Here is a 20481-nt window from a genome sequence, read left to right as displayed (position 1 = left end):
CTGGCCGAGACGACGCGTCATGCGATCTCCGGCCGATCGCTTCGCGATGCGGAGATCGGCTTCGCTCAAGCGTGCGGAGCGCAGCTCCGCCGTCGCGGGCTGGTGATACGATTTCCGGACGGATCGTACGGAAATCGTATCACCAGCCCGCTTCGAACCGATCCGGTTGAACCGACGCGACCGCAGGCGGTTGGATCGATCGGAACTCTACCCCGCCGCCACGGCGGCCGACCACGGCGAGGCAGCGTCGCTGCACCCTGCGGCCTCGCCGCCCGCCACCCGCACGAAGTTCGGGCAGGCGAAGTTGATCGGCAGGACGCCGTGCTCCACCACCGCGAGCGGGCCCGACGCGGCGAGCGCGTCACGCACCTCTGGCGGGAGCCGGGCATCCGCGCTCGTTCCGTCCGGACCCGAGACGTCGATGCGCGGCGCGTGGGCCGCCGCCTGCGGATCCATCCCGAAATCGATGAGGAAGGCGAGGGTCTGGTAGACGCTCGCCAGGATGCGCCGTCCGCCGGAGGACCCCGCGGCGATGCGGGGGCCGTCGCCGGTGCGCGGCGTCACGATGACCGGGCACATGTTGCAGAGCGGGCGTGCGCCGGGGGCGATCGGGTTGGCGCTGCCGGGGCGCGGATCGAACCACATCACGCCGTTGTTCATCAGCACGCCGGTCGTCGGCAGCACGACCCGGCTGCCCATCGAGGAGAGCAGCGTCGTCGTCATCGACACCAGCATCCCGTCCCGGTCGACGACGGTGAGATGCGTCGTGCAGGTCTCGGCCGGCTCCCGGGCGGCGCCCAGGCCCGCGAGGCGCCTGGCATAGGCCTCCCGCATCACGGTCGAGAGCGCGGCGAACCAGGCAGCGTCCGGAGCGGCGGCCCGGTTCGCGTCCGCCATGCCGGCCACGACCTCGGCGAGGGTCGGCGCCGCGGTGAGACCGCCCGCCGTATGGACGAGGTGGTCGTCGCGCCAGGCGATCGTGGGCGCGTCGCGCAGCACCGCGCGGCAGGAGGCCAGATCCTGCCCGTCGATGACGCCGCCGAGGGCCGCGATGTCGGCGACGAGGTCGCGGGCGATCCCGCCCTCGTAGAAGTCGCGCAGGCCGGCTTGCGCCAGCCGCTCCAGCGTCTCGGGCAGGCATCCGAGCGGCCGGAAGCCGGGCGTGCCCTGGTAGGGCGGAACCGGCGGCAGCCCGTCCGGCAGGTAGATCCGCGCGCTCTCCTCGTAGAGCCGCAGCACCGAGGCCGAGGTGGCGATCTTCAGGGTGGTGTACCAGTCCAGGGCGAGGCCCCGGCGCGCCAGCGCGAGCGCCGGGGCGAGCAGGTCCGCGACCGGCCGGCCGGTCCCGAACGCCTCGTGCAGCGTGGCATAGCCTGCCACCGCCGAGGGGATGCAGAACGAGAGCGGCCCGTGGACGTTGCGGTCCTCCGCCACCTCCGGCCAGGTGAACAGGTCGCGCTTCTCCCGGCCTGTGAGGGGATAGTCGGAGGCCCGTATGTTGCGGCTCGACACGGGCCCGAAATCGACGACGGTCGCCCGCTCGGCGCCGGGCGGCAGCACCAGCGCGAAGCCGATGCCGCCGAGTCCGCTGTTCCAGGGCTCGACCGCGGCCAGCGCGAAGGCGGTGGCGACAGCCGCATCGGCGGCGTTGCCGCCCGCCGCCAGGATCGCCGCCCCGGCCTCGGCGGCCTCGCGGTTCTGTGCCACCACGATGCCGTCCCGACCCGACGCGACCGGCTTCGTCACCGACCAGTGTTGCGTCCGATAGGGCGTGGTGTCCTGAGCCGGCATCCTCATGTCCTCCCGAGATCCGTCATTCCCGCAGCCTGTCGCATCGACCGAGGATGACCGGTCGCAGGCGGCGCGCCAAGGGCCGATCGAGCGCCGGGCAGGGGCGGATCAGGCGACGCGCCGGTATCGGCTCGGCGGATGTGCGGCATCCCACATGCGGCCTCGTCCCGAGGCCGCAGGTCAGGTGACACGAGAGCGTCCGGTAGGACCTGCGATGGCGCCCGGTCCGCCGCAGCCGCAAGCCGGACCTCGGGACGATCGATTCCGAGGCGACGCCGCATGCCGGCCCTGCCGGGCCGTCACGGTGTCGCGGGCATCCTCACCCTTCGGTGGGAGCCCCGGACTTCCGCGGGCGGCCACGGCGCGCCGGTGCGGCGGGCTCGGCCTGCGCCTTTCGCGCCGCCGCGCGGTCGCGCCGGATCTGGCCGAGGCCGAGGCTCTTGGCGAGCTCGGAGCGCTGGGCGGCGTAGCTGGCCGCGACCATGGGGTAATCGAAGGGCAGGCCGAACTTCTGCCGGTACTCGTCCGGCGTGTAGCCGCGCGTCGTGAGGTGGCGCTTCAGGCTCTTGTAGGGCTTGCCGTCGAGGAAGCTCGTGATGTGATCCGGCGTCACGGATTTCCGGATCTGGGCGGCGGTGACCTTGTGGTCCTCCTCCGGCTCGGTCGCCGACTGGCCGAGGCCGACCAGCGTTGCGTGTATCGATGCAATCAGGCCGGGAAGATCTGCGGTCCGAACATTATTATTCGACACGTAGGCGCCGACGATATCGCTCGTCAGCTCGATCAACGGAGAGGTGTGGGTGGCCGCGTCGTCCATTTTTTTCTTCCAGATAACTAACCTCTCTCGTGATGGAGGTCGGCCGTTCCAGGGTCAATCGGCAAGATTGAACAATCAGCATATAAAATTGCCGGGCGGGTGGAATTAGCGCCGATCAAGATTGCGAACGGACGCGCACCACCGGGTCGATCGGCGGCGGGATATCAGGAATGACGGTATCAAGACGGCCGCGCGGCCCGACCCGGTGTGCCAGCCGGCGCAGGACTCGCATCGGCGCGTCACGGCCCCGCTCGAACCCGGGGCCGCGAGCGGCGTTCGCTGACGGAGGCGGTGCGGGAGCAGCAGCCATGGATGTCGGACGGAAGTCGGGGCGCCTCGGGCGGGTGGTCGAGGTCGGAATTCGCGGTCAGGCCCGCTACGCCCGGTTGGCGAGCGGCGAGACGGTCTGGTGGGGCTCGGAGGAGGACGTGCCGGACCGGGTCGCCCTGGCGGCGGCGACGCCATGTGATTCCGCCGAGCGCGGGCGCGCCGCCGGACGCGGGCGGGCGACGGCCTGAACCCTCCGAGGGGGGCGGCTCGACGGATCGACGACGAGCCCGCCACGCCTCCGGAAGCGCCCGGCGGCTCCGGCGGCGTCAGGTCCGATCGAGACGGGGAGAGGCGCGTAACCTCTGCCGTCTCCCCGGCTATCCCGCGGGGGAACGGGTCAGCGGTAGAAGAACACGGTCCTGTACCCCTTCACCGTCACCACCTCGACGTCGATCCCGTAGACCGCGCGCAGCACCTCGGGCGTCACGATCTCCTCGGGCGGGCCCATCGCCACCACCTTGCCGTCGCGCATCGCCACGATGCAGTCCGAGTAGCAGGAGGCGAAGTTGATGTCGTGGAGCACCGCCACGATCGTGCGGCCGCGCTCGTCGACGGCCCGGCGCAGCAGGCTCATCATCGCGGCGGCGTGGCGCATGTCGAGGTTGTTCAGGGGCTCGTCGAGCAGGATGCAGTCGGTGTCCTGGGCCAGCACCATGGCGATGTAGGCGCGCTGGCGCTGCCCGCCCGAGACCTCGTCGAGGAAGCGGTCGGCCAGGGGATCGAGATCGAGGAAGGCGAGCGCATCGGCGATGTGGGCGCGGTCTGCTGGGGTCAGCCGGCCCTTCGAATGCGGGTAGCGCCCGAAGGCGACGAGGTCGCGGATCGTCACCCGCGCCGTGACGCCGTGCTCCTGGCGCAGGATGCCGAGCCGCTTGGCCAGGACATCGCCGGGGGTCGTGCCGACGTCGAGCCCGTCGACGAGGGCACGGCCGGCGCTCGGGGGCAGGAGCCGGCTGACCATCGACAGGACGCTCGACTTGCCGGCGCCGTTCGCCCCGATCACCGAGACGAAGGCGCGCTCCGGCAGGCGCAACGAGACGCCGTCCACCACCACGGTGTCGCCGTAGCGGCGCGTGAGGTCGTGCGTCTCGATCATCGGGCGCGTCTCGCGAGGAGGAGCAGGAGGGTGAGGCCGCCCAGGAACTCGATCACGATCGACAGGGCGGCGTTGAGCGAGAAGACCCGCTCCAGGACGAGCTGGCCGCCGACGAGCGTGATCGCCGCGATCAGCGCGGCGGCCGGCAGCACGACGGCGTGGCGGTAGCTCGGCATCACCCGGTAGGCGAGGTTGGCGACGAGGAGGCCGAGGAAGGTCACCGGCCCGACGAGCGCCGTCGAGACCGAGACCAGAACCGCGACGAGGACCAGCACCAGGGTCAGCGTCCGCCGGTGGTCGACCCCGAGCGCGATGGCCTCGTCCCGGCCGAGCAGCAGCACGTCGAGCCGGCCCGTCAGCCGCCAGACCCCGAGCCCGGCCGCCACCAGGCCGAGGGCGGCGAGCGCCAGCAATTCCGGATGGACGGTGTTGAAGTTGGCGAAGAAGCTCGATTGCAGGACGACGAACTGGTTCGGGTCGAGCATCCGTTGCAGGAATTGCGACAGGCTGCGGAAGAGCACGCCGCAGACCACGCCGACGAGCAGCAGGAGATGCAGGCCGCGCTCGTCGCGGCTCAGGAGCCAGCGGTACAGCAGGAGCGCGAACAGCACCATCGCGCCGGTCTCGGCGAGGAAGCGCAGCCGCGGGTCGCCGAGGCCGCCCGTCCCGGCCGCCACCACGGTGCCGGTCTGGATCAGGCGGTAGAGCTCGTCGAAGCCCATGATCGCCGGGGTCAGGATGCGGTTGCCGGACACGGTCTGGAACAGCACGGTCGCGGTGGCGACGGCGCAGGCGACGAGGAGCAGCGAGGCGAGCTTGGTGCCGCGGAACGGCAGCACGAAGCTCCAGCGGCCGTTGGCGCCGACCGTCATGAAGGCGACGGCGAGCCCCAGGGCGGCGAGCGCGAGCAGCAGCAGCACGTGGCCCGGGCGGAGGCGCGGCCGCGCGAGCCCGTCATGCATGGCGGGCGTCCCGGCGCAGCAGGAGCACGAGGAAGAGGGCGCTGCCGACGACGCCCATCACCGTGCCGACCGGGATCTCGTAGGGATAGCGGATCACCCGCCCGAGCACGTCGCAGACGAGCAGCAGCCCGGCGCCGGAGACCGCCACGAGCGGCAGGGAGCGGCGCAGGTTGTCGCCCGCCACCGTCGCGACGAGGTTCGGCACGACGAGGCCGAGGAACGGGATCGCCCCGACCGTGGCGATGGTCACCGCGGTGATCATCGCCACGATGGCGATGGCGCCTGCGACGACGCGGCGGTGATCGAGCCCGAGATTGATCGCGGCGTCGCGGCCGAGGCCGGCGATGGTGATGCGGTCGGCCAGCGCGTAGGCGACGAGGGTCAGGATGGCGGCGAGCCAGAGCAGCTCGTAACGCCCGCGCAGGACGGTCGAGAAATCGCCCGCCTGCCAGGTGCCGAGGAATTGCAGCATGTCGGTGCGGTAGGCGATGAGGGTCGAGGCCGCCCCGACCACGCCGCCCAGCATGATCCCGACGAGCGGCACCGTCAGGCGGGCACGCAGCGGCATGGCGCGCAGGACCCGCAGGAACAGGGCGGTGCCGGCGAGCGCCGTCGCGGTCGCCGCCAGCATCTTCACCGCCACCGGCGCGTCGGGGGCGAGCAGCGTGACGAGCAGCATGCCGAGCGTCGCCGCTTCGGCCGTGCCGGCGGTGGAGGGCTCGACGAAGCGGTTCTGCGCCACGAGCTGCATGATAACCCCCGCCACCGCCATGCCGGCGCCGGCGAGGATCAGCGCGAGGGTGCGCGGCACCCGGCTCGCCAGCAGGATCTCGGATCCGCCCGCATCGCCGACACCGACGAGGAGGCTGGCGGCGGCGAGGACCAGGAGGACGAGGCAAGCGGGGAGAAATCTCTGAAGGAGAGGCAGGGTCATTCTCAGCGTCGGCCGCCCAGGGCGGCGGCGATCTGGTCGACCGTGGCCTGGAGCGCCCTCAGGCCTCCGGCGGCGAGGTACCAGCTGCCGGCTTCGACATAGACCACCTGTCCTTTGCGCCAGGCCTTCGTCTGCCGGACGAGCTCGTTGTCGAGGAGCTGGCGCGCCGGCTGGCCGCGCACGCCGATCGCGGCGTCACGGTCGAGCACGAACAGCCAATCCGGGTCGGTCTTGGCGATGAACTCGAACGAGATCGGCTGGCCGTGGATGCCGGCCCCGAGATCGGTCGAGGCCGGCCGGAAGCCGAGGGCGCCGTGGACGAGGCCGAAGCGCGAGCCCGGCCCGAAGGCGCTCAGGCGTCCCCCGGTCGAGAGGACGAACAGGGCGGTGCCGGCCTGCCCGGCCTTCTCATGGATGGACGCGATGCCGGCCTGGATCCGGGCGATGCGCGCCTCGGCCTCCGCCTCCTTGCCGAACAGGCGGGCGAGCGTCCGGATGTTGCGCAATTCGCTGCCGAGCGGGTCGGCGTCGTCGCCGGACAGGTCGATCGTCGGCGCCATCTTCGCCAGCGCCTCGTAGCGCGGCCCCGAGCGGCCTCCGACGACGATCAGGTCGGGCTCGGCCGCGTCGATCGCCTCGTAGTCGGGCTCCCACAGCGTGCCCATCCGGCGGAAGCGGGGCTCGTTGTACTGCACGAGGGATTGCGGCTTCGCCCCTGCCGGCACGCCGAAGACCGGGATGCCGAGGGCATCGAGGGTGTCGAGGGCGGCGAGATCGAACACGACGACCTTCTTGGGCGTCGCCGGCAGGATCGTCTGGCCGCGGGTGTGCTGCACGGGGATCTCGGCCGCAGCGGGGCCGGTGCATAATAGCGTCAGGAGGAGGGCCGCGATTCGGCACCGGATCGTCTTGAGCGACGGCAAGATGGGTTTCCTCTCGTGGATCTGTTGGCAGTCAGGCCGTCGTCGCGAGTCCGGCCGGACCGGCGACGAAGGCCCCTCACCTCACGCCGCCCGGACGCAGCCGCGCCATGCAGTGCACGTCCACGAACGCCCCGTTCCGGAAGCTCGCGGCGCGGTGGGTGCCCTCGATCTCGAACCCGAACCGCTCATACAATGCGATCGCCCGGGTGTTGTCGACGAACACCGTCATCTCGATCCGGTTGACGTTGAGCCAGTTGTCGGCGGTGTCGATGATCGCGGCCAGCAACCGCGAGCCGATGCCGCGCCCCGAAAGCCCTTCGTTCACGCCGAGCCAGAACTCCGCCGCATGGGCGCGCCGGCCGTAGAACGGCCGCAACGCCGCGGCGCCGACCACCCGGCCCTCGGCCTCCGCGACGAGATGCAGGTCCCGCGGCGAGCGCGGCGTCGCCCAGGCCTTCACCGCCTCGAAGGATTCGTAAGGGAGGGCCAGCGTCCCGAAGCGGAAGGCGGGCTGGTTGTAGAGCTCGAAGAGGTCCGCCGCGTCGGCCTCGCGCATCGCCCGCACGGTCACGTCCAAGGTCGCCTCCACGATCGTTTCCATGCCGGTCACGCCCAGTCGATTTGCAGCGTCTCGCGGAAGGCGAACCGCTCGAGGTGGCGCACGATCACGGCGTGGAAGTCCGGCAGCGAGGCGGGATCGGCCACGGAGAGGTCGATCGTCAGGGCCTCGGGGCTGGCGGCGAGCCGCGCTTCGCCCAGCGGCAGGGCGATCCGGGCCTTCTCGGTGTCGAACTCGGTCTCGAACCGGTGCGACCAGTGCTTGGCGAGCTGCTGCAGGTAGCGGCTCGCATGGGCCGTGCCGACGACGGCGCGGGACTGGATCATGGGAGGCATCCTTCCTCGACGGGGCGGTGATCCGGGAGACGCGCCGGCTCCGGGCGCGAGGCGCGCCAGGCCGACAAGGCCGCGGCGAGCCGGCGCTTGAGCGCGAACTCGGCCGCGTCGAGACCGTCGAGCCGGGCCATGATCGCGGCGACTTGCGCCGGGTCGGCCGACCGGGCGAGCTTGAGGACGGCGTAGTGCAGGGTGGTGAGGCCATTCACCAGGGCCTCGATCTCGTCGCACGTTCGCTGGAACTCGGAATCGGGCCAGTGCAGGGCGCGCCAGAAGAAGGCGAAGCCGTGCTCGTAGGCCCATTTGCGGATGGTGATGACCGGCAATTCCCGCAGTGCCTCGCCGACGGAGGCGAGATGGAGCCCAGCCCGCCCCTCGGCGTGGGCCGCCACGATGGCCCGGACCGCATCGATCAGCGGGTTGGCCTCAAGGATGAAGCAGGCCTCGAAGAAGGCCGCGAGATCGGCATCCGCCGGCGGGCGGGCGCAGGCGGGATCGAAGACGTAGCCGCCCGCAACGGTCGGCTGGCGGATGGCGTTCAGCATCCGGTCCCGCGCGATCCTGCCCTCCCAGCGGAAATCGGGATCGCGCACCTGCCAGGTCTCGGGATCGTCGGTGAGGCTCACCAGCAGGTAATGCGGGAAGGGGTTCTGGTTGAACTTGTTCTCCCGCTCCGGCAGGTGGAACATGTCCAGCATCACCATCACGCATTCCTCCGGGCGGCGGCGCGCCAGGAGGTCGAGCAGGGTCGCGACGTTCGCGTCCTTGCTCCGCGAGGGGTCGTACCAGGCGTGGAGCGGCACGCCGTAGAGCCGCTCGAACCAGTAGCGAAACGTCTCGTGGTCCTGGGCGTCCGAGTGGTAGGCGAGGCGGAACTCGTCGGTGATGGCGAATTCGGCGTCCCAAATCAGGCCGTAGAACGGGCGGTGGTCGATCCCCCGCGCCTTCAGCCCGTCACAGACGCAGCTGACGAAGCAGTGGATCTTCAGGTCGTAGGTCAGCGGGCCGTGGACGCCCTCCGGCGGCATATCCGGTGCGGCAGGGAGCGCGGCCGGCTCGCGGGCGAGCAGCCCGGCGAGGTCGGCCACCGTGGACAGGTCCTGCCGGGCGATCGATTCCTCGGGGATCGAGAGACCGAGATTCATCTCCAGCGACAGGATGAGCTGCAGCACCTGCACCGAGTCGAGGTAGAGATCCTCGTTGAGCCGCGCCTGCGGCCCGAACAGGTCGAGATGCGGATGGTGCATCTCCTCGCGCAGGATCGTCTCGACGGCCGCGACGGCGTCGTCCCGGGTCAGGGCCACGCTCATCGCGCGGCCTCCAGGGCGCCGTTGCGGTAGCGCGCCGCGGCCTCGCGGCGGGAGATCTTGCCGTTCGCCTGGCGCGGAATGGCGGCGACCTGCAAAGCCTCGACCGGGACCTGGTGGCCGGCGAGGTAGCGGCGGCACCAGTCCTGGAGCGCGCGGGGCGGCACCGGCGCCTCGGCGCTGAACAGGAGCGTCACCCGCTCGCCCGCGAAGGCGTCGGCCCGGGCGAAAGCCACCGCATCGGTGATGCCCGGCATCGCCATGACCACGTCCTCTACCTCGCCCGGATAGACGTTGAGGCCCGAGACGTTGATCGTGTCGCTCTGCCGCGCCACGAAGACCAGCATGCCGTCGGGCATCCGGTAGCCGAGATCGCCGGTGCGCACCGTGCCGCCCCCGTCCTCGACCACGATCTCCGCCGGCGCCTCGGCACCCGTGCCCGCGGTGACGCGGTGATGCGGCAGGGGGTACCCGATCGCGTCGGCCCGCCGCAGGTCGGGATTCACCGCGATGCAGCCGGTCTCCGAGCAGCCGTATTGCTGGAAGAGGTGCTCCACCCGGGCCCGGATGGCGGAGAACCAGGGCGCGGGCAAAAGCGTGCCGGAGGTCATCGCCGCATGGATGCGCTCGCCCTCCGGCATCAGCCGGGCGAGCGTGTGCAGCATCGCGGGCGCGGTGTAGAGCAGCGGGCGCTCGGCCTCGCGCAGCCGGCGCAGCAGGTACTTGGGATTGCCGGTGTCGAGCACCACCGGCGCCCGGCCGCGCCGCAGGCCCACGAGGAGGCCGCAGATCAGCCCGTAGGAATGGGTGATCGGGCAGGCGATGACGGGCGTCATTCCCTCCGGCCGGGTGAAGGCCGCGACGTAGCTCTCGATCTCGCGCGCCACCACGCTCCAGGGGCGGGCGATGCATTTCGGCTCGCCGGTCGTGCCGGAGCTCATCTGGAGCAGGTGGCCCTCACCGGGTTCCGGGGGCGGGGCGTCCTCCAGAAACTCCCCGTCGAGGTCGTCGAGGAAGATCCGGTGGCAGCCGGCGCGGGCGGCGAGCCGGCGCGCGCCGTCATCCGGCAGGCCCGGATGGATCGGCAGCAGCGTCGCGCCCACCCGGCGGGCGGCCAGGATGAAGGCGAGGCTCGACGCGGTGTCGCGAAAACGCGCGGCGACGCGCTCGCCGCTGCCGCTGCGCAGGCGGGCGCGCTCGGTGACGTGGGCGAGGGCGGCCTCCATCTCGTCCGCCGCGAGAATGCGTCCGTCGATCTCGATCATGAGCCTGTCCGCAGGAGGGCAAGGGAGAGGGCAAGGGGAGAGGGGAAGAGAGCGTTCGGGACGAGGTGGCCGAAGCGCGCCTCCGCCAGGCCGAGCTTGCGGGCGAGCAGCGCCTCGACCCGCAGGCGGGGCGCCTCCACGCCCAGCCGGGCGAGCCGGTCCGTCAGCCGGTGCTCGGCCGCGTGGCGGCGCAGGCGCCGGCCGAGCCCGTCCCAGAACCCGGATTCGTCGAGCCCGTGCCGGCGGGCCAGGAGGTGGGTGACCTCGCTCAGGTTGAAGACGAACAGGCTGTCGGTCACCAGCTCGGCGAGGGTCGAGGCCGCCCGCATGGCGTGGAAGCGGTCGTCCGGCGGCCCGGCATGAGCGGGGTCGATGGCACCGAGATCCGGCACGGGCGGCACTTCGCGGAGGAAGTCCGGCGCGTATTCGGCGCTCTCGTGGAAATCGCGAACGATCACCCGCTCGGGCCAGCCGTCGCGGTGCACCAGGATCATGTTCTGGCCATGCGCCTCCAGGGCGACGCCATGCGCCACCAGGAGGTGCCAGATCGGCAGCACCGCGACCTCCACCAGCCGGTCGAGCCAGGACGCGAGGCCGTACCGCGCCAGCCACGGCGCCACGAAGCTGCGTCCGTCCGGCTCGCACGCGTAGAGCGCGTTGAACGGCACCGCCGCCTCGCCGGGCGCCAGGGCCGGGCTCTCGCGCCAGATCGCGGCGAGCCGTCCATCCCGGTCGGCGATCATGGCGGCGTATTCGCGCAGGACCGCCATCCGGGCGAGGAACGGGTCGCCGGCGACGATCGCGGCGATCCAGCCCGAGAGCGCCGGCGCGGTCAGGACGAAGGCGGGATCGAGGATCCGCAGGCTCGACGTGCTGACGACGCTCAGGGCGAGCTTCACGCTCGGGGCGCTCGGGTCGTCGCCATCGTGCAGCGTGCGCAGGGACTGGCTCGCCCGGTAGGGCGGCCCGGCCGGCCCGAGCACGACGGCGATGCCATCCGCCAGCCGGGAGCGCCACGGCTCCATCTCCGCGAGGTGGCGCATCTGCCAGGGATGGACCGGGATCACCGCGTGCGAGGCGGGGGAATGGCCGGCCTCGCGCAGGCGCTCCAGCAGCCCGTCCCAGTCCGATCCGAGCGTGGCGCGCCAGAACGCGTCCTCGGCGCACGGCAGCGAGGCGGCGACCCCGTCCCGCGGCAGGGCGAGCCAGTCGAGGCGGAAGGCCCGCGCGGCTTCCGGCCCGTATTCGGCATGGTCGTCGAGGGTGAAGCCGGTGCGGGTCTTGAAGCAGGGGTGGTAGGGGTGACCCTCCCAGAGGGCGGCGTCGAGCACGTGGAAGGGCAGCGCGCGGCGCTCCGGCGCGGGCAGGGTCCCGGCATTCCAGCGGCAGAGCGCGACCGTCTGCCGAAGCTCCACCCCCAGACGCTCCCGGTGCTCCGGAGCGGCCGGCAGGGCGTCGACCAGATCGGCGAGCCGGGCTTCGTGCCACCCGCCCTCCGTCGCCATCTCCACCGGTGCGGAGAGGCGGGGACGCCCGAAGGGTCCGCGCGTGCCGACGGCGCGAAAGCGCCGCCCGCCGAGCCGCCAGGACAGCCGGTGATCGCCGGGCGCGGCCTCGATCTCGGCCAGCCCCTCGAACAGCACCGCTTCCGCGAGCTGCCGCAGGACACGGGTTGCCGGCGGCTCCGCCATGTCAGGATGCCAGGACACGGCCGGAGGCGCTCCGGTGAGCCTGCCGCCGGAGCGGGTTCGGCATGTCGATATAGGTGCCGGCGCCGTCGGCCGAGGCCAGCTCGTCGCGGTCGGCCAGGCGCACGCGCAGGTTGGCCTTGGTGCAGAGCGTCGGACCGTCGAGGACCGAGCGGGCGAAGGCCCTCCCCAGACCCGTCATCCGCCGCGCGATCGTCTCCAACCGGCGGGCGAGGTCGTCGAGGAGCACCTCCTCCCGGACGATCCCGTCATGGCCCATCCGGGCCACCACGGAGAAGACCTGGTTCACGATCAGATAATAGGCGAGGCGGCGGCGGATCTCGCCGTCGTCGTAGTAGAGCGACGCGATGGTGCCGGTCTCGGGCACCAGGCGCTGGATCCGCGGCCGGGCGGCCTCCGACAGGTAGAAGCCCTGGTTGTCGCGGTAGAAGCCGCGGCGCGGCCAGCCCTCGGCGACGTCGACGAGCGCATTCTGCTGGTGCGCCTCGAGCGCGATGCCGTGCCGGTCATAGAGGGCGACGACCGGCTCCAGCATGCAGTCGAGGTAGAGGCTGAACCAGGTCCGGCCGGCATGGGCGAGGTCGGTGCCGCCGACCCGGCGCAGCAGGGCTTCGAGCCGCGAGGGACGGCCCGGCACCGGCTCGGCGGTCAGGGCTGCGACGGTCGCGATGCCGCGCTCCGCCCCGCCGCGGAACGGGTTCTCGCGAAACACCGTCTCGAAGCCGCTCTCCGGCTGGCCGGGGCAGTCCAGCGTCAGCCAGGCCGGATCGGCGATGATCCGGAAGGCGGGATGCCCGGCACCGCCGCTGCGCGCCAGCAGCCGCGCCACCGCGACCCCGGCCTCCAGCTCTGGCCTCCGGTTCACCCGCAGCGAGTTGGTCAGGGTGACGGGGAGCGAGAACTTCGCCATCCAGGCGCTGTCCGGTGCGTAGACGGTGCGCAGCGACGAGGTCGCGGTGAAGAGCGGGCCGAAGGCGCCGAGCGGCCTCAATGTCCCCGCCTCCACCATCGCGGCGATGGAGGGCGTGAGCAGCAGCGCCTCGGCCTGGAGCGGATGCATCGGCAGGGCGATCTCGCCGGGCAGCAAATTCAGGCCCGTGGCATCCGGGCCGAGGAGGTCCCGGGCGATCTCCGGGGCGGAGCGGGCGATCGCCGAATCGTGCCGCACCCGGGCGGCATCGGCGGCGAAGACCGCGAGGCGGAACGTCCCGTCCTCCTCGGGCGCGTAAACGCGCGCCTGCCACGGGGTCAGGCCCTGCCGGCTCTTCGGCGTCGGGTGCAGCCAATGGCCGAAGACGAGCGCCCGCTCGGCCTCGATGAAGTCCGTCCCCGCGCCGGGGGCCGGCGCGGCGAGGTCGAGCTGGCGGGCAGTCTCGCGGTAGCTGTCGAGCACCCGCCCCAGCAGCTCCAGCTCCCGCCCGCGGGCCGTGTCGCCCTGATCGTCGCAGCGCGCATAGGCCTCGCCGAGCAGGTCCTGGAGCGCCCGCATCGGCGCGACCGGGCGCCAGCGCGGCTCGTACAGGTGGCGGGTCCAGAGCCGGCCGAAGCCTTGCGCGCCGCAGAGCGAGGGCGCCACGATCTCGGCCCGGATCGCGACGCGCGGACCGCGCAGGTTCCACTCCACGCAACGCGCGGGCGGCCCGTCGGCCAGGGCGTGGCGCACCGGGATGCCGGGATCGATCTCGCGCAGGTAGCCGTTGGCGAAGCTGCGGAACGCCGCCGCCTCGGCGACGGCTTCAGACGGTTGCGGCATGACGACCAAACCTCGTTCTGGCCTCCGGTGGGGACTTCGCGCGTCGGCGAGGCGTCGTCGCCCGGCCATCACCCGGCGATCGGCGGGGCCGCCGCAGGACCGCGGGGGGATCGTTTCGGGCCCGCGCCACGATCGGGTCTATCGCCTGCGCATCAGGCACGAGTCAAGAAATTATGCCGATCTCTCGTGCAGAGATGCGTAGATTTGAACTATTATGAAAACATATATGCGATATTTCTAATGATCATCAGGATCATAGCGCACTACCTGCCGTGAGATACACTTGCTTCGCCTGGCGCGTCGCATAGGCCGTGGCGGGCTGAGCGACATCGATCAGCCCGGACGGCAGAAATGGCGCGGACATCCAGCGAGAGCGGAAGAATGTCGTCTCCCCCCGGGCGGCAGTGTTGTCCGGGGACAGAACAAGGCGCGGGTATCCGCCTCTCCCCGCGGGCGGAGAGAGGAGAGATTCCGCGCTCCTTCTTTCGCCGGACAGCCTTGCCGCGGACGGGGAGCGGGACGGGGTCACATCCTGCTCCTCTCTCGGCCCTCAGAAATCCATCGTCGCCGAGACGATGACCGTGCGCGGCGCGCCGACGGCCAGGAAGCCGCGGGCGGCCGAGGCCCAGTAGGAATTGTCGAACACGTTCTCGACGATGGCCCGGACCGTCACGGGCTTTCCGGACGCGCCCTCGAAGGTGTAGCGCAGGCCGGCATCGAACCGCGTCCAGTCGGGCACGCGCTGCGTGTTGGCCTGGTTGTAGAACTGGCCGCTGGTGTAGATGGCGCGGCCGGTGAGGGTCAGGCCGGGGGCGAGCCACGGCGGCAGGTCGACCTCGCCATAGAGGTTGAACGCCACGTCCGGCACGCCGGGGGCGACCTTGCCGTCGAACTGGCGGCCGGCGGTGTTGACCAGCCGCCCGTCGAGAAAGGTGACGCCGCCGACGAGCCTCACCCCCGGCACCGGCTCGCCGAATACCGACAGCTCGGCGCCGCGGTTGCGCTGAAGGCCGCTGACCGAGAACCGCCGCGTGGCGGGGTCGGTGAAGGCGTTGGGCTGCTCGATCTCGAACAGCGACGCCGAGACCGCGACGGTGCCGAAATCGTACTTGGCGCCGATCTCCTGCTGCCGGCTGACCGCGGGCGCGAAGACCTCGTTGGCGTTGATCGCCGCGATCGGCGCGATCTGCGTCGGCTCCAGCGCCTCGATGTAGTTGCCGTAGAAGGACAGGTTGTCGGTCGGGCGGAACACCGCCGCGAGCGCCGGGCTGAACCGGCCGCGCTGGTAGTTCGAGGCCAGGTTGCCGAGGGTCCGTCCGGGGGTGGTGACGTAGCTCTGCTGGTCGATCTCCTGGAACCGCCCGCCCAGGGTCAGGAGAAAGCGGTCCTCGCCCAGCGACAGGGTGTCGGCGATGCCGACGCTGCGGGCGCTCAGCTCCGTGAACAGGGGCCGGTTGTTGGAGCGCGGCAGCAGGGCGGTGTTGACCGAGCCGCGCGCCAAGTGGACCGGATCGTAGATGTTGGTCTGGAAGACCGGCAGGGTCGGCGTGAGGAAGCCGCCACGGTAGTTCCGGTTGTTCGCCTCGACCGCCGAGACGGTCAGGGTATGGCCGAGCAGGCCGGTCTGGAACTTGGTGCGCAGGCCGACCTCACCGGTGAGACCCTCGATTTCCTGGGGCTGGATCGACAGGGTGTTGGTCGCCTGGCCGGTCAGGCTCGTCACCCGATAGAACGAGGTCAGGAAGTCCTCGTTGTAGCGGCTCACGCCGCCGGCCGCGTAGAGCGTCGTGTCGGGCAGGATGTCGTACTCGACCCGGCCCGCCGCCATGTTCTGGCGGGTGTCGATATATTCGAGCGAGCTGGCGGTGTTGAGGCGGTTGTTCGGCGCCCGCGGCACCGGGATGGTCGGGGCGACCGAGTTGAACAGCGAGGTCGGCGCGGTGATGTTCTGGGTGTTGTGGACAAGATCGAGCGAGGCGCGCAGGCGCTCGCCGCGATAATCGAGGCCGAGGGTCGCGACGCCGACCTCGATGGCGTTCTTGTCGAGCGGCGTATCGCCGTTGCGGTAGGAGAGGTTGGTGCGAACGCCCCATTCCTTCGAGGGGCCGAAGCGGCGGCCGAGATCGGCGTGGGTCCAGACCTGCGAGTCGCTCAGATACGTGGTGGTGAGCCGCGTCAGCGGCTCGTCATAGGCGCGCTTCGGGATCAGGTTGATCGTGCCGCCGACGCGGCCGGTGCCGCCGTTGAGGAAGGCCGACGGGCCTTTCAGGATCTCGACCCGCTCGATGCCCTCCGTGAACACCCGCCGCGGGTTGGCGAGATAGAACAGGCCGTCGAACCCGACATCGAGGTTCACGACCGAGAAGCCGCGGATGAAGAACGAGTCGCGCTCGCTGAAGGGCGGCGCGTCGTTGCGCACCGACGAGTCGTTCAGCACCACGTCGGCGAGGGACCGCGCCTGCTGGTCGGCGATCAGCTTCTCGGTGTAGCCGGTGACGTTGAACGGCGTCGTCAGCACGGAGCGGTTGCCGAGGAGGCCGATCCGGGCGCCGGTGGCGACCTGGCCGCCGGCGTACGGTACGGGGGGCTGTCCCACCGTCCCGGTCGGCGGCGGCAGGCCCGCGGCGGGGCCGGGGGCGCGGCGGCCCTCGACGACGATCTCGTCGAGGGGCACGGTCGCCTCCGGCTTGCCCCCGAGCTGGGCGTAACGCGGATTGACCAGGGTGAGGGTGGACGGGCTCACCCGGCGATAGCTCAGGCCGGTCCCGTCGAGGAGCTTGCCCAGGGCGTCGAGGGGCTGGAACGTGCCCTCGATGCCGGTCGTCGTCAGGGACTGCGTCAGGTCGGTCCCGTAGACCAGCTTGACCTTGGCCTGCTCGGTGAAACGGACGAGCGCTGGTTCGAGTGGTCCGTTCGGGATCGACAGGGCGACGGCATCGTCGGCGGCCTCGGTCACCCCGGACGCCGCGCGCGACATCGTCTGACCGTGCGCCGCCGGCACCAGCGCCAGCAGCGACACGCCGGCGAGCGCCATCCCGGCCAACCGTCCGCACCCAACCCCACGCCTGCGCGCCACCATGTCCGACCACCCCGTCCGTCTTGCGAAGGGGCGGCACTGCCACGCGCCCTCAGCCCCTTACCGGCTTGAGATCAACGGGGCCGCGATCTCCTGACGTCGGACCGCACGATCTCCTGAAATTTTTTTCAGAGCGGGGAGCCGACCAGGACCAGCAGGGGGGTGAGCCGGGCGACGCGGAGGGACAGGCTGGCGGCGAGGGCGTCGAGCGCCTCGTCCGTGTGGCGCGGATCGAAGGCACCGGTGACTCGCCGCTCGCCGGCTCGGCGGTCGAGCAGGAGGATGCGCCCGCGGCGATAGCGCGCGAGCTCGGCCAGCACGTCGGACAGGCGCTCGCCGGAGACGATCAGGCGCCCGTCGCGCCACGCCATCGCCCGGGCGACATCCGCCTTGACGACGGCATGTGCGGGGCCCTCGCGAAACGCTTCGCCGGCCGAAACGGCGAGAGGCCGGCCTGCTGCCGTGACCTCGACCCTGCCCTCGGCGACGCCGACCGGTTGCCCGGCGCCGTCGGCGCGGACGTAGAAGACCGTGCCCACGGCCCGGACGCGGAGCCCGCCGCCCTCGACGACGAAGGGCCGGCCGGGATCGCGGGCCACGTCGAACACGGCTTCGCCGCGCAGCAAGGCGATCCGGCGCTCGGTCCCGGAGAAGTGCAGGGCAAGCGCGGTGCCGGTATTCAGGTCGACGCGACTGCCGTCGGGCAGGGTCGCGTGCGTGATGTCGCCGACCCCGCTCCAGAGGTCGGAGCGCAGCCAGTCGACGAGGCCCGCCTGGGAGGCCAGGAACGAGCCCAGCACGACAGCCGCGGCGAGGCAGGCCGGTCCCGTCCGGCTCCGGCGCTTGGCGGGAGGGGGCGCCCGGTCGGGCAGATGGCCGAGCTGGCGCCACAGGGCGTCCATCTCGGCATAGGCCGCCGCATGGGCCGGACCGGCCGCGAGCCAGACGTCGAATGCCGCCCGGTCGGCCGCGGTCGCGTCGGAGGAGGCGAGGCGCACGACCCAGCCGGCCGCCGCCTCGTCGATCGGATCCTCGTCGGAATCGTCGTCCCGGTCCCGCGCGTCGGTCTGGTCGATGGCCAAGGGTACCCTCACGGGGCCTTACCCAAGCCCGGACGGTCCGGGGATGCAAGCCCTGTCCCGTATGATCGACGAGACGCCGGACTCCTGACCTCCGCTGCTTAGAAAAGATCGCCGCAGCGGCGGCGGCAATGCAGCAGCGCCTTGATCAGGTGCTTCTCGACCATGTTCCGGCTGATGCCGAGCCGTGCCGCGACCTCGCCGTTCGGCAATCCCTCGATGCGCGCGAGCAGGAAGGCCTCACGGCAGCGCGGCGGCAAGTCGTCGATGGCGGCGGCGAGCCGCCGAAGGTCCTGGCGGGCCATCGCCTGCTGCTCCGGCCTGGCATGCCCGTCGGCGAGGCCGGCCCAATCCTCGTCGCTGACGGGCTGGAAGATCCGGCCTTCCAGCCGCTGCCGGTTGCGCATCCGGCGCGCCACGTTGCTGGCGATCTGGAACAGGAAGGCGGAGGGCTGCTCGATCTGCGTCCGGGTGAGCGCCGCCAGCATCAGGAGATAGGTTTCCTGATGCGCGTCGGCCGCATCCGTCGGGTTGCCGAGCCGGCGCGTCAGGAAGCGCCGCAGCCTCACCCCGTCGTCCCGATGCAGAGCATCGATCGAGACTGCCGGCATGCCCCAACTCCGAACTGATCTAAACTGCCCTTGATCAATCAACCATCTTGGATACGCTTGCACAAGCGCTTGTCGCAACGCGAGATCTTCATCGTAGTACGTCTAGTTCTAAACTAGGCGGGGTGCGCCGGCGCAAGCCGTTGTGTGTCTGGCGGAAATAATTGGCGACCATGCCTGCCTCGCCGGCCTTCCCGATGCGCACCGGGGCATGAAAATCCCCGTCATGGTGCAGGATTGCAACGATCGGCGGGCCAGGACCCTCCGGCCTCTGGCAGGAACGTGCCGCGGCGCCCGCGCCTTGTCCCTCGCATCAGGGCAAGAGGGCGGCATCATGCGGGATGACGGCGGCTCGTTCGGCATCGGGTTCGTGGCGGGCCTGCGCAGCATGACGGCCTGCGCCGCGCTGGCTTTCGCCGCGGCGGAGCATCGGACCCGCGGCGCGTTCATCCCCTCCGGCCCCGGCGCCCGGGGCCTCGCCACCGCGGCCGCCCTGGCCGAGATCGCCGGCGACAAGATGCCGTTCGCGCCAGACCGGCGCATCCCCCCGTCCTTCGCGGCACGGCTCGCCATCGGCGCCGTCGCCGGCACGCTCCTCGGCCGGGCCGCGCGCGGCGCGGAATCCCGCACCTCCGCCGGACGCGCCCGGGGATTCGCCGAGGATGCGGCTGCCGTCACGCTGGCGATGGCCGTGGTGGCGTCCGCCGAGCGCCAAAGCCGAACCTGACCCCCCGCTTCCGACTCAATCGCGCCCGGAGAGCAGCGTGGCGAGCGCCGCGACGAATCGGTCGATCTCGTCCTCCGTGTTGTAATAGTGCGGGGAAGCCCGCAGCAGGGCGGGAAGCCGCCTCGCCTGCGCGTCGAGCAGGGTGCTCGAGGGGCGGGATACGCTGACATTGTAGCCGGACCGGGCCAGATCCGCCTTCACCGCGTCCGGATCGTGGTCCCCGACCGAGATCGTGACGATGGCGGCCGGATCGGGCCCGAGGTCGTGGACGGCAACGCTGGGAACGCCGCGGAGACCGTCGCGCAGGCGGGCCGAGAGGGCGCGGCAGCGCGTCTCGATCGCATCGAGACCGAGGGCGAGGGCATAGTCGACCGCTCGGCCGAGCCCGAGCCGGGCCGCGTAGTTGTTCTCCCACGTCTCGAAGCGGCGGGCGTCCCGGCGCAACTCGTATCGGTCCGGCGCGATCCAGGGCGCCGCGAAATGGTCGATCATCGGCGGCTCCAGATCGCGCAGGAGGTCGCGCCGGACATAGAGGAATCCCGTGCCGCGGGGACCGCGGAGGAACTTGCGGCCGGTCGCCGAGAGGATGTCGCAGCCGAGTTCGTCGACCCGGGCCGGCATCTGCCCGACCGCTTGGCAGGCATCGAGAAGGTAGGTCACGCCATGGGCGCGCGCGATCCGGCCGACCGCCGCGGCAGGGTTGCGCAGGCCGCCATTCGTCGGGACCCAGGTGATCGCGATCAGCTTCACGCGCTCGTCGATCATGGCCGCGAGAGCCTCCGGATCGAGCACCCCATTGGGATCGTCGGGAATGACCTCGATGACCGCGCCGGTTCGCCGCGCCACCTGGAGGAAGGCGACGTAGTTGGCGGCGTACTCGGCCCGCGCCGTGAGGATCCGGTCGCCTGGGCGGAAGGCGAGGGCGTAGAAGGCGAGCTGCCAGGCAATGGTGGCGTTCTCGGTCAGGGCGATCTCGTCCCGCTCTGCGCCGAGGAGGCGCGCGATGCTGTCGTAGACGCCGTCGAGCGTTCCGGCCGCTTCAGCCGCCGCCTCGTATCCGCCGATCTCGGCCTCGCGGGTGAGATAGCCGAGCATCGCGTCGAGCACCGGCCGCGGCATCAGCCCGGCGCCGGCATTGTTCAGGTGGACGCGGTGCGCGACCCCCGGAGTGTCCGACCGGAGCGCGGCGACGTCGAGGCTCATGATCCAT

The 20481-nt window shown here is 71.5% G+C and carries 18 protein-coding genes; 2 read left to right on the top strand and 16 right to left on the bottom strand.

What is annotated here, in order from left to right; translation table 11 throughout:
• Positions 1-207 precede the first annotated feature (207 nt).
• Both DA075_RS31190 and DA075_RS31185 read right to left on the bottom strand, forming a co-directional pair.
• Entirely contained in the window at positions 208-1791 is a 1584-nt protein-coding gene (locus DA075_RS31190; protein WP_210207089.1) for a gamma-glutamyltransferase, read from the bottom strand.
• A gap of 319 nt (positions 1792-2110) precedes the next feature.
• The gene (locus DA075_RS31185) at positions 2111-2608 is read right to left on the bottom strand and encodes a Ros/MucR family transcriptional regulator (RefSeq protein WP_099957033.1); all 498 of its coding nucleotides are present in this window, start codon (positions 2606-2608) and stop codon (positions 2111-2113) included.
• A gap of 308 nt (positions 2609-2916) precedes the next feature.
• On the opposite strand from DA075_RS31185, the gene DA075_RS31180 reads away from it, so the two are divergent.
• Positions 2917-3126 carry a hypothetical protein gene (locus DA075_RS31180; RefSeq protein ID WP_099957032.1) on the top strand — a complete coding sequence of 70 codons (210 nt, stop codon included), beginning with the start codon at positions 2917-2919 and terminating at the stop codon, positions 3124-3126.
• Positions 3127-3275: 149 nt separating this feature from the next.
• Here DA075_RS31180 and DA075_RS31175 read toward each other — a convergent pair whose 3' ends face one another.
• From DA075_RS31175 to DA075_RS31120, 13 genes are all read right to left on the bottom strand, one after another.
• Positions 3276-4034: an iron ABC transporter ATP-binding protein gene (locus DA075_RS31175; protein WP_099957031.1), complete on the bottom strand. Its 759-nt coding sequence runs from the start codon at positions 4032-4034 to the stop codon at positions 3276-3278.
• Positions 4031-4996, bottom strand: coding sequence for an iron chelate uptake ABC transporter family permease subunit (locus tag DA075_RS31170; protein WP_099957030.1), 966 nt, complete (start codon positions 4994-4996; stop codon positions 4031-4033). Before DA075_RS31170 ends, DA075_RS31175 begins: the two co-directional genes overlap by 4 nt.
• Entirely contained in the window at positions 4989-5930 is a 942-nt protein-coding gene (locus DA075_RS31165) for an ABC transporter permease (RefSeq protein ID WP_099957029.1), read from the bottom strand. The genes DA075_RS31170 and DA075_RS31165 overlap by 8 nt, the downstream gene beginning before the upstream one ends.
• Positions 5931-5932: 2 nt before the next feature.
• Positions 5933-6853 (bottom strand): siderophore ABC transporter substrate-binding protein, encoded by a 921-nt coding sequence (locus tag DA075_RS31160; protein ID WP_244936694.1) that lies wholly within the window; start codon positions 6851-6853, stop codon positions 5933-5935.
• Between the two features lie 76 nt (positions 6854-6929).
• Complete coding sequence (locus DA075_RS31155; protein WP_232388720.1) at positions 6930-7454, bottom strand: GNAT family N-acetyltransferase; 525 nt, start codon at positions 7452-7454, stop codon at positions 6930-6932.
• Positions 7455-7459: 5 nt separating this feature from the next.
• Positions 7460-7738, bottom strand: a complete 279-nt coding sequence (locus tag DA075_RS31150) for a DUF2218 domain-containing protein (protein ID WP_099957027.1) — start codon at positions 7736-7738, stop codon at positions 7460-7462.
• Positions 7735-9057 (bottom strand): DUF6005 family protein, encoded by a 1323-nt coding sequence (locus tag DA075_RS31145; RefSeq protein WP_420813174.1) that lies wholly within the window; start codon positions 9055-9057, stop codon positions 7735-7737. Before DA075_RS31145 ends, DA075_RS31150 begins: the two co-directional genes overlap by 4 nt.
• Positions 9054-10319, bottom strand: coding sequence for an AMP-binding protein (locus DA075_RS37905; protein WP_164712573.1), 1266 nt, complete (start codon positions 10317-10319; stop codon positions 9054-9056). The genes DA075_RS31145 and DA075_RS37905 overlap by 4 nt, the downstream gene beginning before the upstream one ends.
• Positions 10316-12028: an IucA/IucC family protein gene (locus DA075_RS37900; protein WP_244936693.1), complete on the bottom strand. Its 1713-nt coding sequence runs from the start codon at positions 12026-12028 to the stop codon at positions 10316-10318. The genes DA075_RS37905 and DA075_RS37900 overlap by 4 nt, the downstream gene beginning before the upstream one ends.
• Entirely contained in the window at positions 12012-13781 is a 1770-nt protein-coding gene (locus DA075_RS31135) for an IucA/IucC family protein (protein ID WP_099957026.1), read from the bottom strand. The genes DA075_RS37900 and DA075_RS31135 overlap by 17 nt, the downstream gene beginning before the upstream one ends.
• 550 nt (positions 13782-14331) lie before the next feature.
• Positions 14332-16758, bottom strand: coding sequence for a TonB-dependent receptor (locus tag DA075_RS31130; protein WP_244936706.1), 2427 nt, complete (start codon positions 16756-16758; stop codon positions 14332-14334).
• A gap of 227 nt (positions 16759-16985) precedes the next feature.
• Positions 16986-17933, bottom strand: coding sequence for a FecR family protein (locus DA075_RS31125; protein WP_099957549.1), 948 nt, complete (start codon positions 17931-17933; stop codon positions 16986-16988).
• A gap of 104 nt (positions 17934-18037) precedes the next feature.
• On the bottom strand, positions 18038-18547 hold the full coding sequence (locus DA075_RS31120; RefSeq protein WP_099957024.1) for an RNA polymerase sigma factor: 510 nt from the start codon (positions 18545-18547) through the stop codon (positions 18038-18040).
• A 331-nt stretch (positions 18548-18878) separates the two neighbouring features.
• Between DA075_RS31120 and DA075_RS31115 the strand changes: the two genes are divergently transcribed.
• Positions 18879-19271, top strand: a complete 393-nt coding sequence (locus tag DA075_RS31115; protein WP_099957023.1) for a hypothetical protein — start codon at positions 18879-18881, stop codon at positions 19269-19271.
• A 15-nt stretch (positions 19272-19286) separates the two neighbouring features.
• On the opposite strand, the gene DA075_RS31110 is transcribed toward DA075_RS31115, so the two are convergent.
• Positions 19287-20474 (bottom strand): aminotransferase class V-fold PLP-dependent enzyme, encoded by a 1188-nt coding sequence (locus tag DA075_RS31110; RefSeq protein ID WP_099957022.1) that lies wholly within the window; start codon positions 20472-20474, stop codon positions 19287-19289.
• Positions 20475-20481: the final 7 nt, after the last annotated feature.

The organism is Methylobacterium currus (assembly GCF_003058325.1).
Lineage (GTDB): Bacteria > Pseudomonadota > Alphaproteobacteria > Rhizobiales > Beijerinckiaceae > Methylobacterium > Methylobacterium currus.
Note: the sequence above shows the minus strand (reverse complement) of the source record. Positions and strands in the feature narration are given on the sequence as shown.

Bases quoted from the DNA above. Each gene is read 5' to 3' on its own strand.
- DA075_RS31190 (WP_210207089.1), bottom strand. From the start codon at position 1,791: ATGCCGGCTCAGGACACCACGCCCTATCGGACGCAACACTGGTCGGTG.
- DA075_RS31185 (WP_099957033.1), bottom strand. From the start codon at position 2,608: ATGGACGACGCGGCCACCCACACCTCTCCGTTGATCGAGCTGACGAGC.
- DA075_RS31180 (WP_099957032.1), top strand. From the start codon at position 2,917: ATGGATGTCGGACGGAAGTCGGGGCGCCTCGGGCGGGTGGTCGAGGTC.
- DA075_RS31175 (WP_099957031.1), bottom strand. From the start codon at position 4,034: ATGATCGAGACGCACGACCTCACGCGCCGCTACGGCGACACCGTGGTG.
- DA075_RS31170 (WP_099957030.1), bottom strand. From the start codon at position 4,996: ATGCATGACGGGCTCGCGCGGCCGCGCCTCCGCCCGGGCCACGTGCTG.
- DA075_RS31165 (WP_099957029.1), bottom strand. From the start codon at position 5,930: ATGACCCTGCCTCTCCTTCAGAGATTTCTCCCCGCTTGCCTCGTCCTC.
- DA075_RS31155 (WP_232388720.1), bottom strand. From the start codon at position 7,454: ATGGAAACGATCGTGGAGGCGACCTTGGACGTGACCGTGCGGGCGATG.
- DA075_RS31150 (WP_099957027.1), bottom strand. From the start codon at position 7,738: ATGATCCAGTCCCGCGCCGTCGTCGGCACGGCCCATGCGAGCCGCTAC.
- DA075_RS31145 (WP_420813174.1), bottom strand. From the start codon at position 9,057: ATGAGCGTGGCCCTGACCCGGGACGACGCCGTCGCGGCCGTCGAGACG.
- DA075_RS37905 (WP_164712573.1), bottom strand. From the start codon at position 10,319: ATGATCGAGATCGACGGACGCATTCTCGCGGCGGACGAGATGGAGGCC.
- DA075_RS31135 (WP_099957026.1), bottom strand. From the start codon at position 13,781: ATGCCGCAACCGTCTGAAGCCGTCGCCGAGGCGGCGGCGTTCCGCAGC.
- DA075_RS31130 (WP_244936706.1), bottom strand. From the start codon at position 16,758: ATGTCGCGCGCGGCGTCCGGGGTGACCGAGGCCGCCGACGATGCCGTC.
- DA075_RS31120 (WP_099957024.1), bottom strand. From the start codon at position 18,547: ATGCCGGCAGTCTCGATCGATGCTCTGCATCGGGACGACGGGGTGAGG.
- DA075_RS31115 (WP_099957023.1), top strand. From the start codon at position 18,879: ATGCGGGATGACGGCGGCTCGTTCGGCATCGGGTTCGTGGCGGGCCTG.
- DA075_RS31110 (WP_099957022.1), bottom strand. From the start codon at position 20,474: ATGAGCCTCGACGTCGCCGCGCTCCGGTCGGACACTCCGGGGGTCGCG.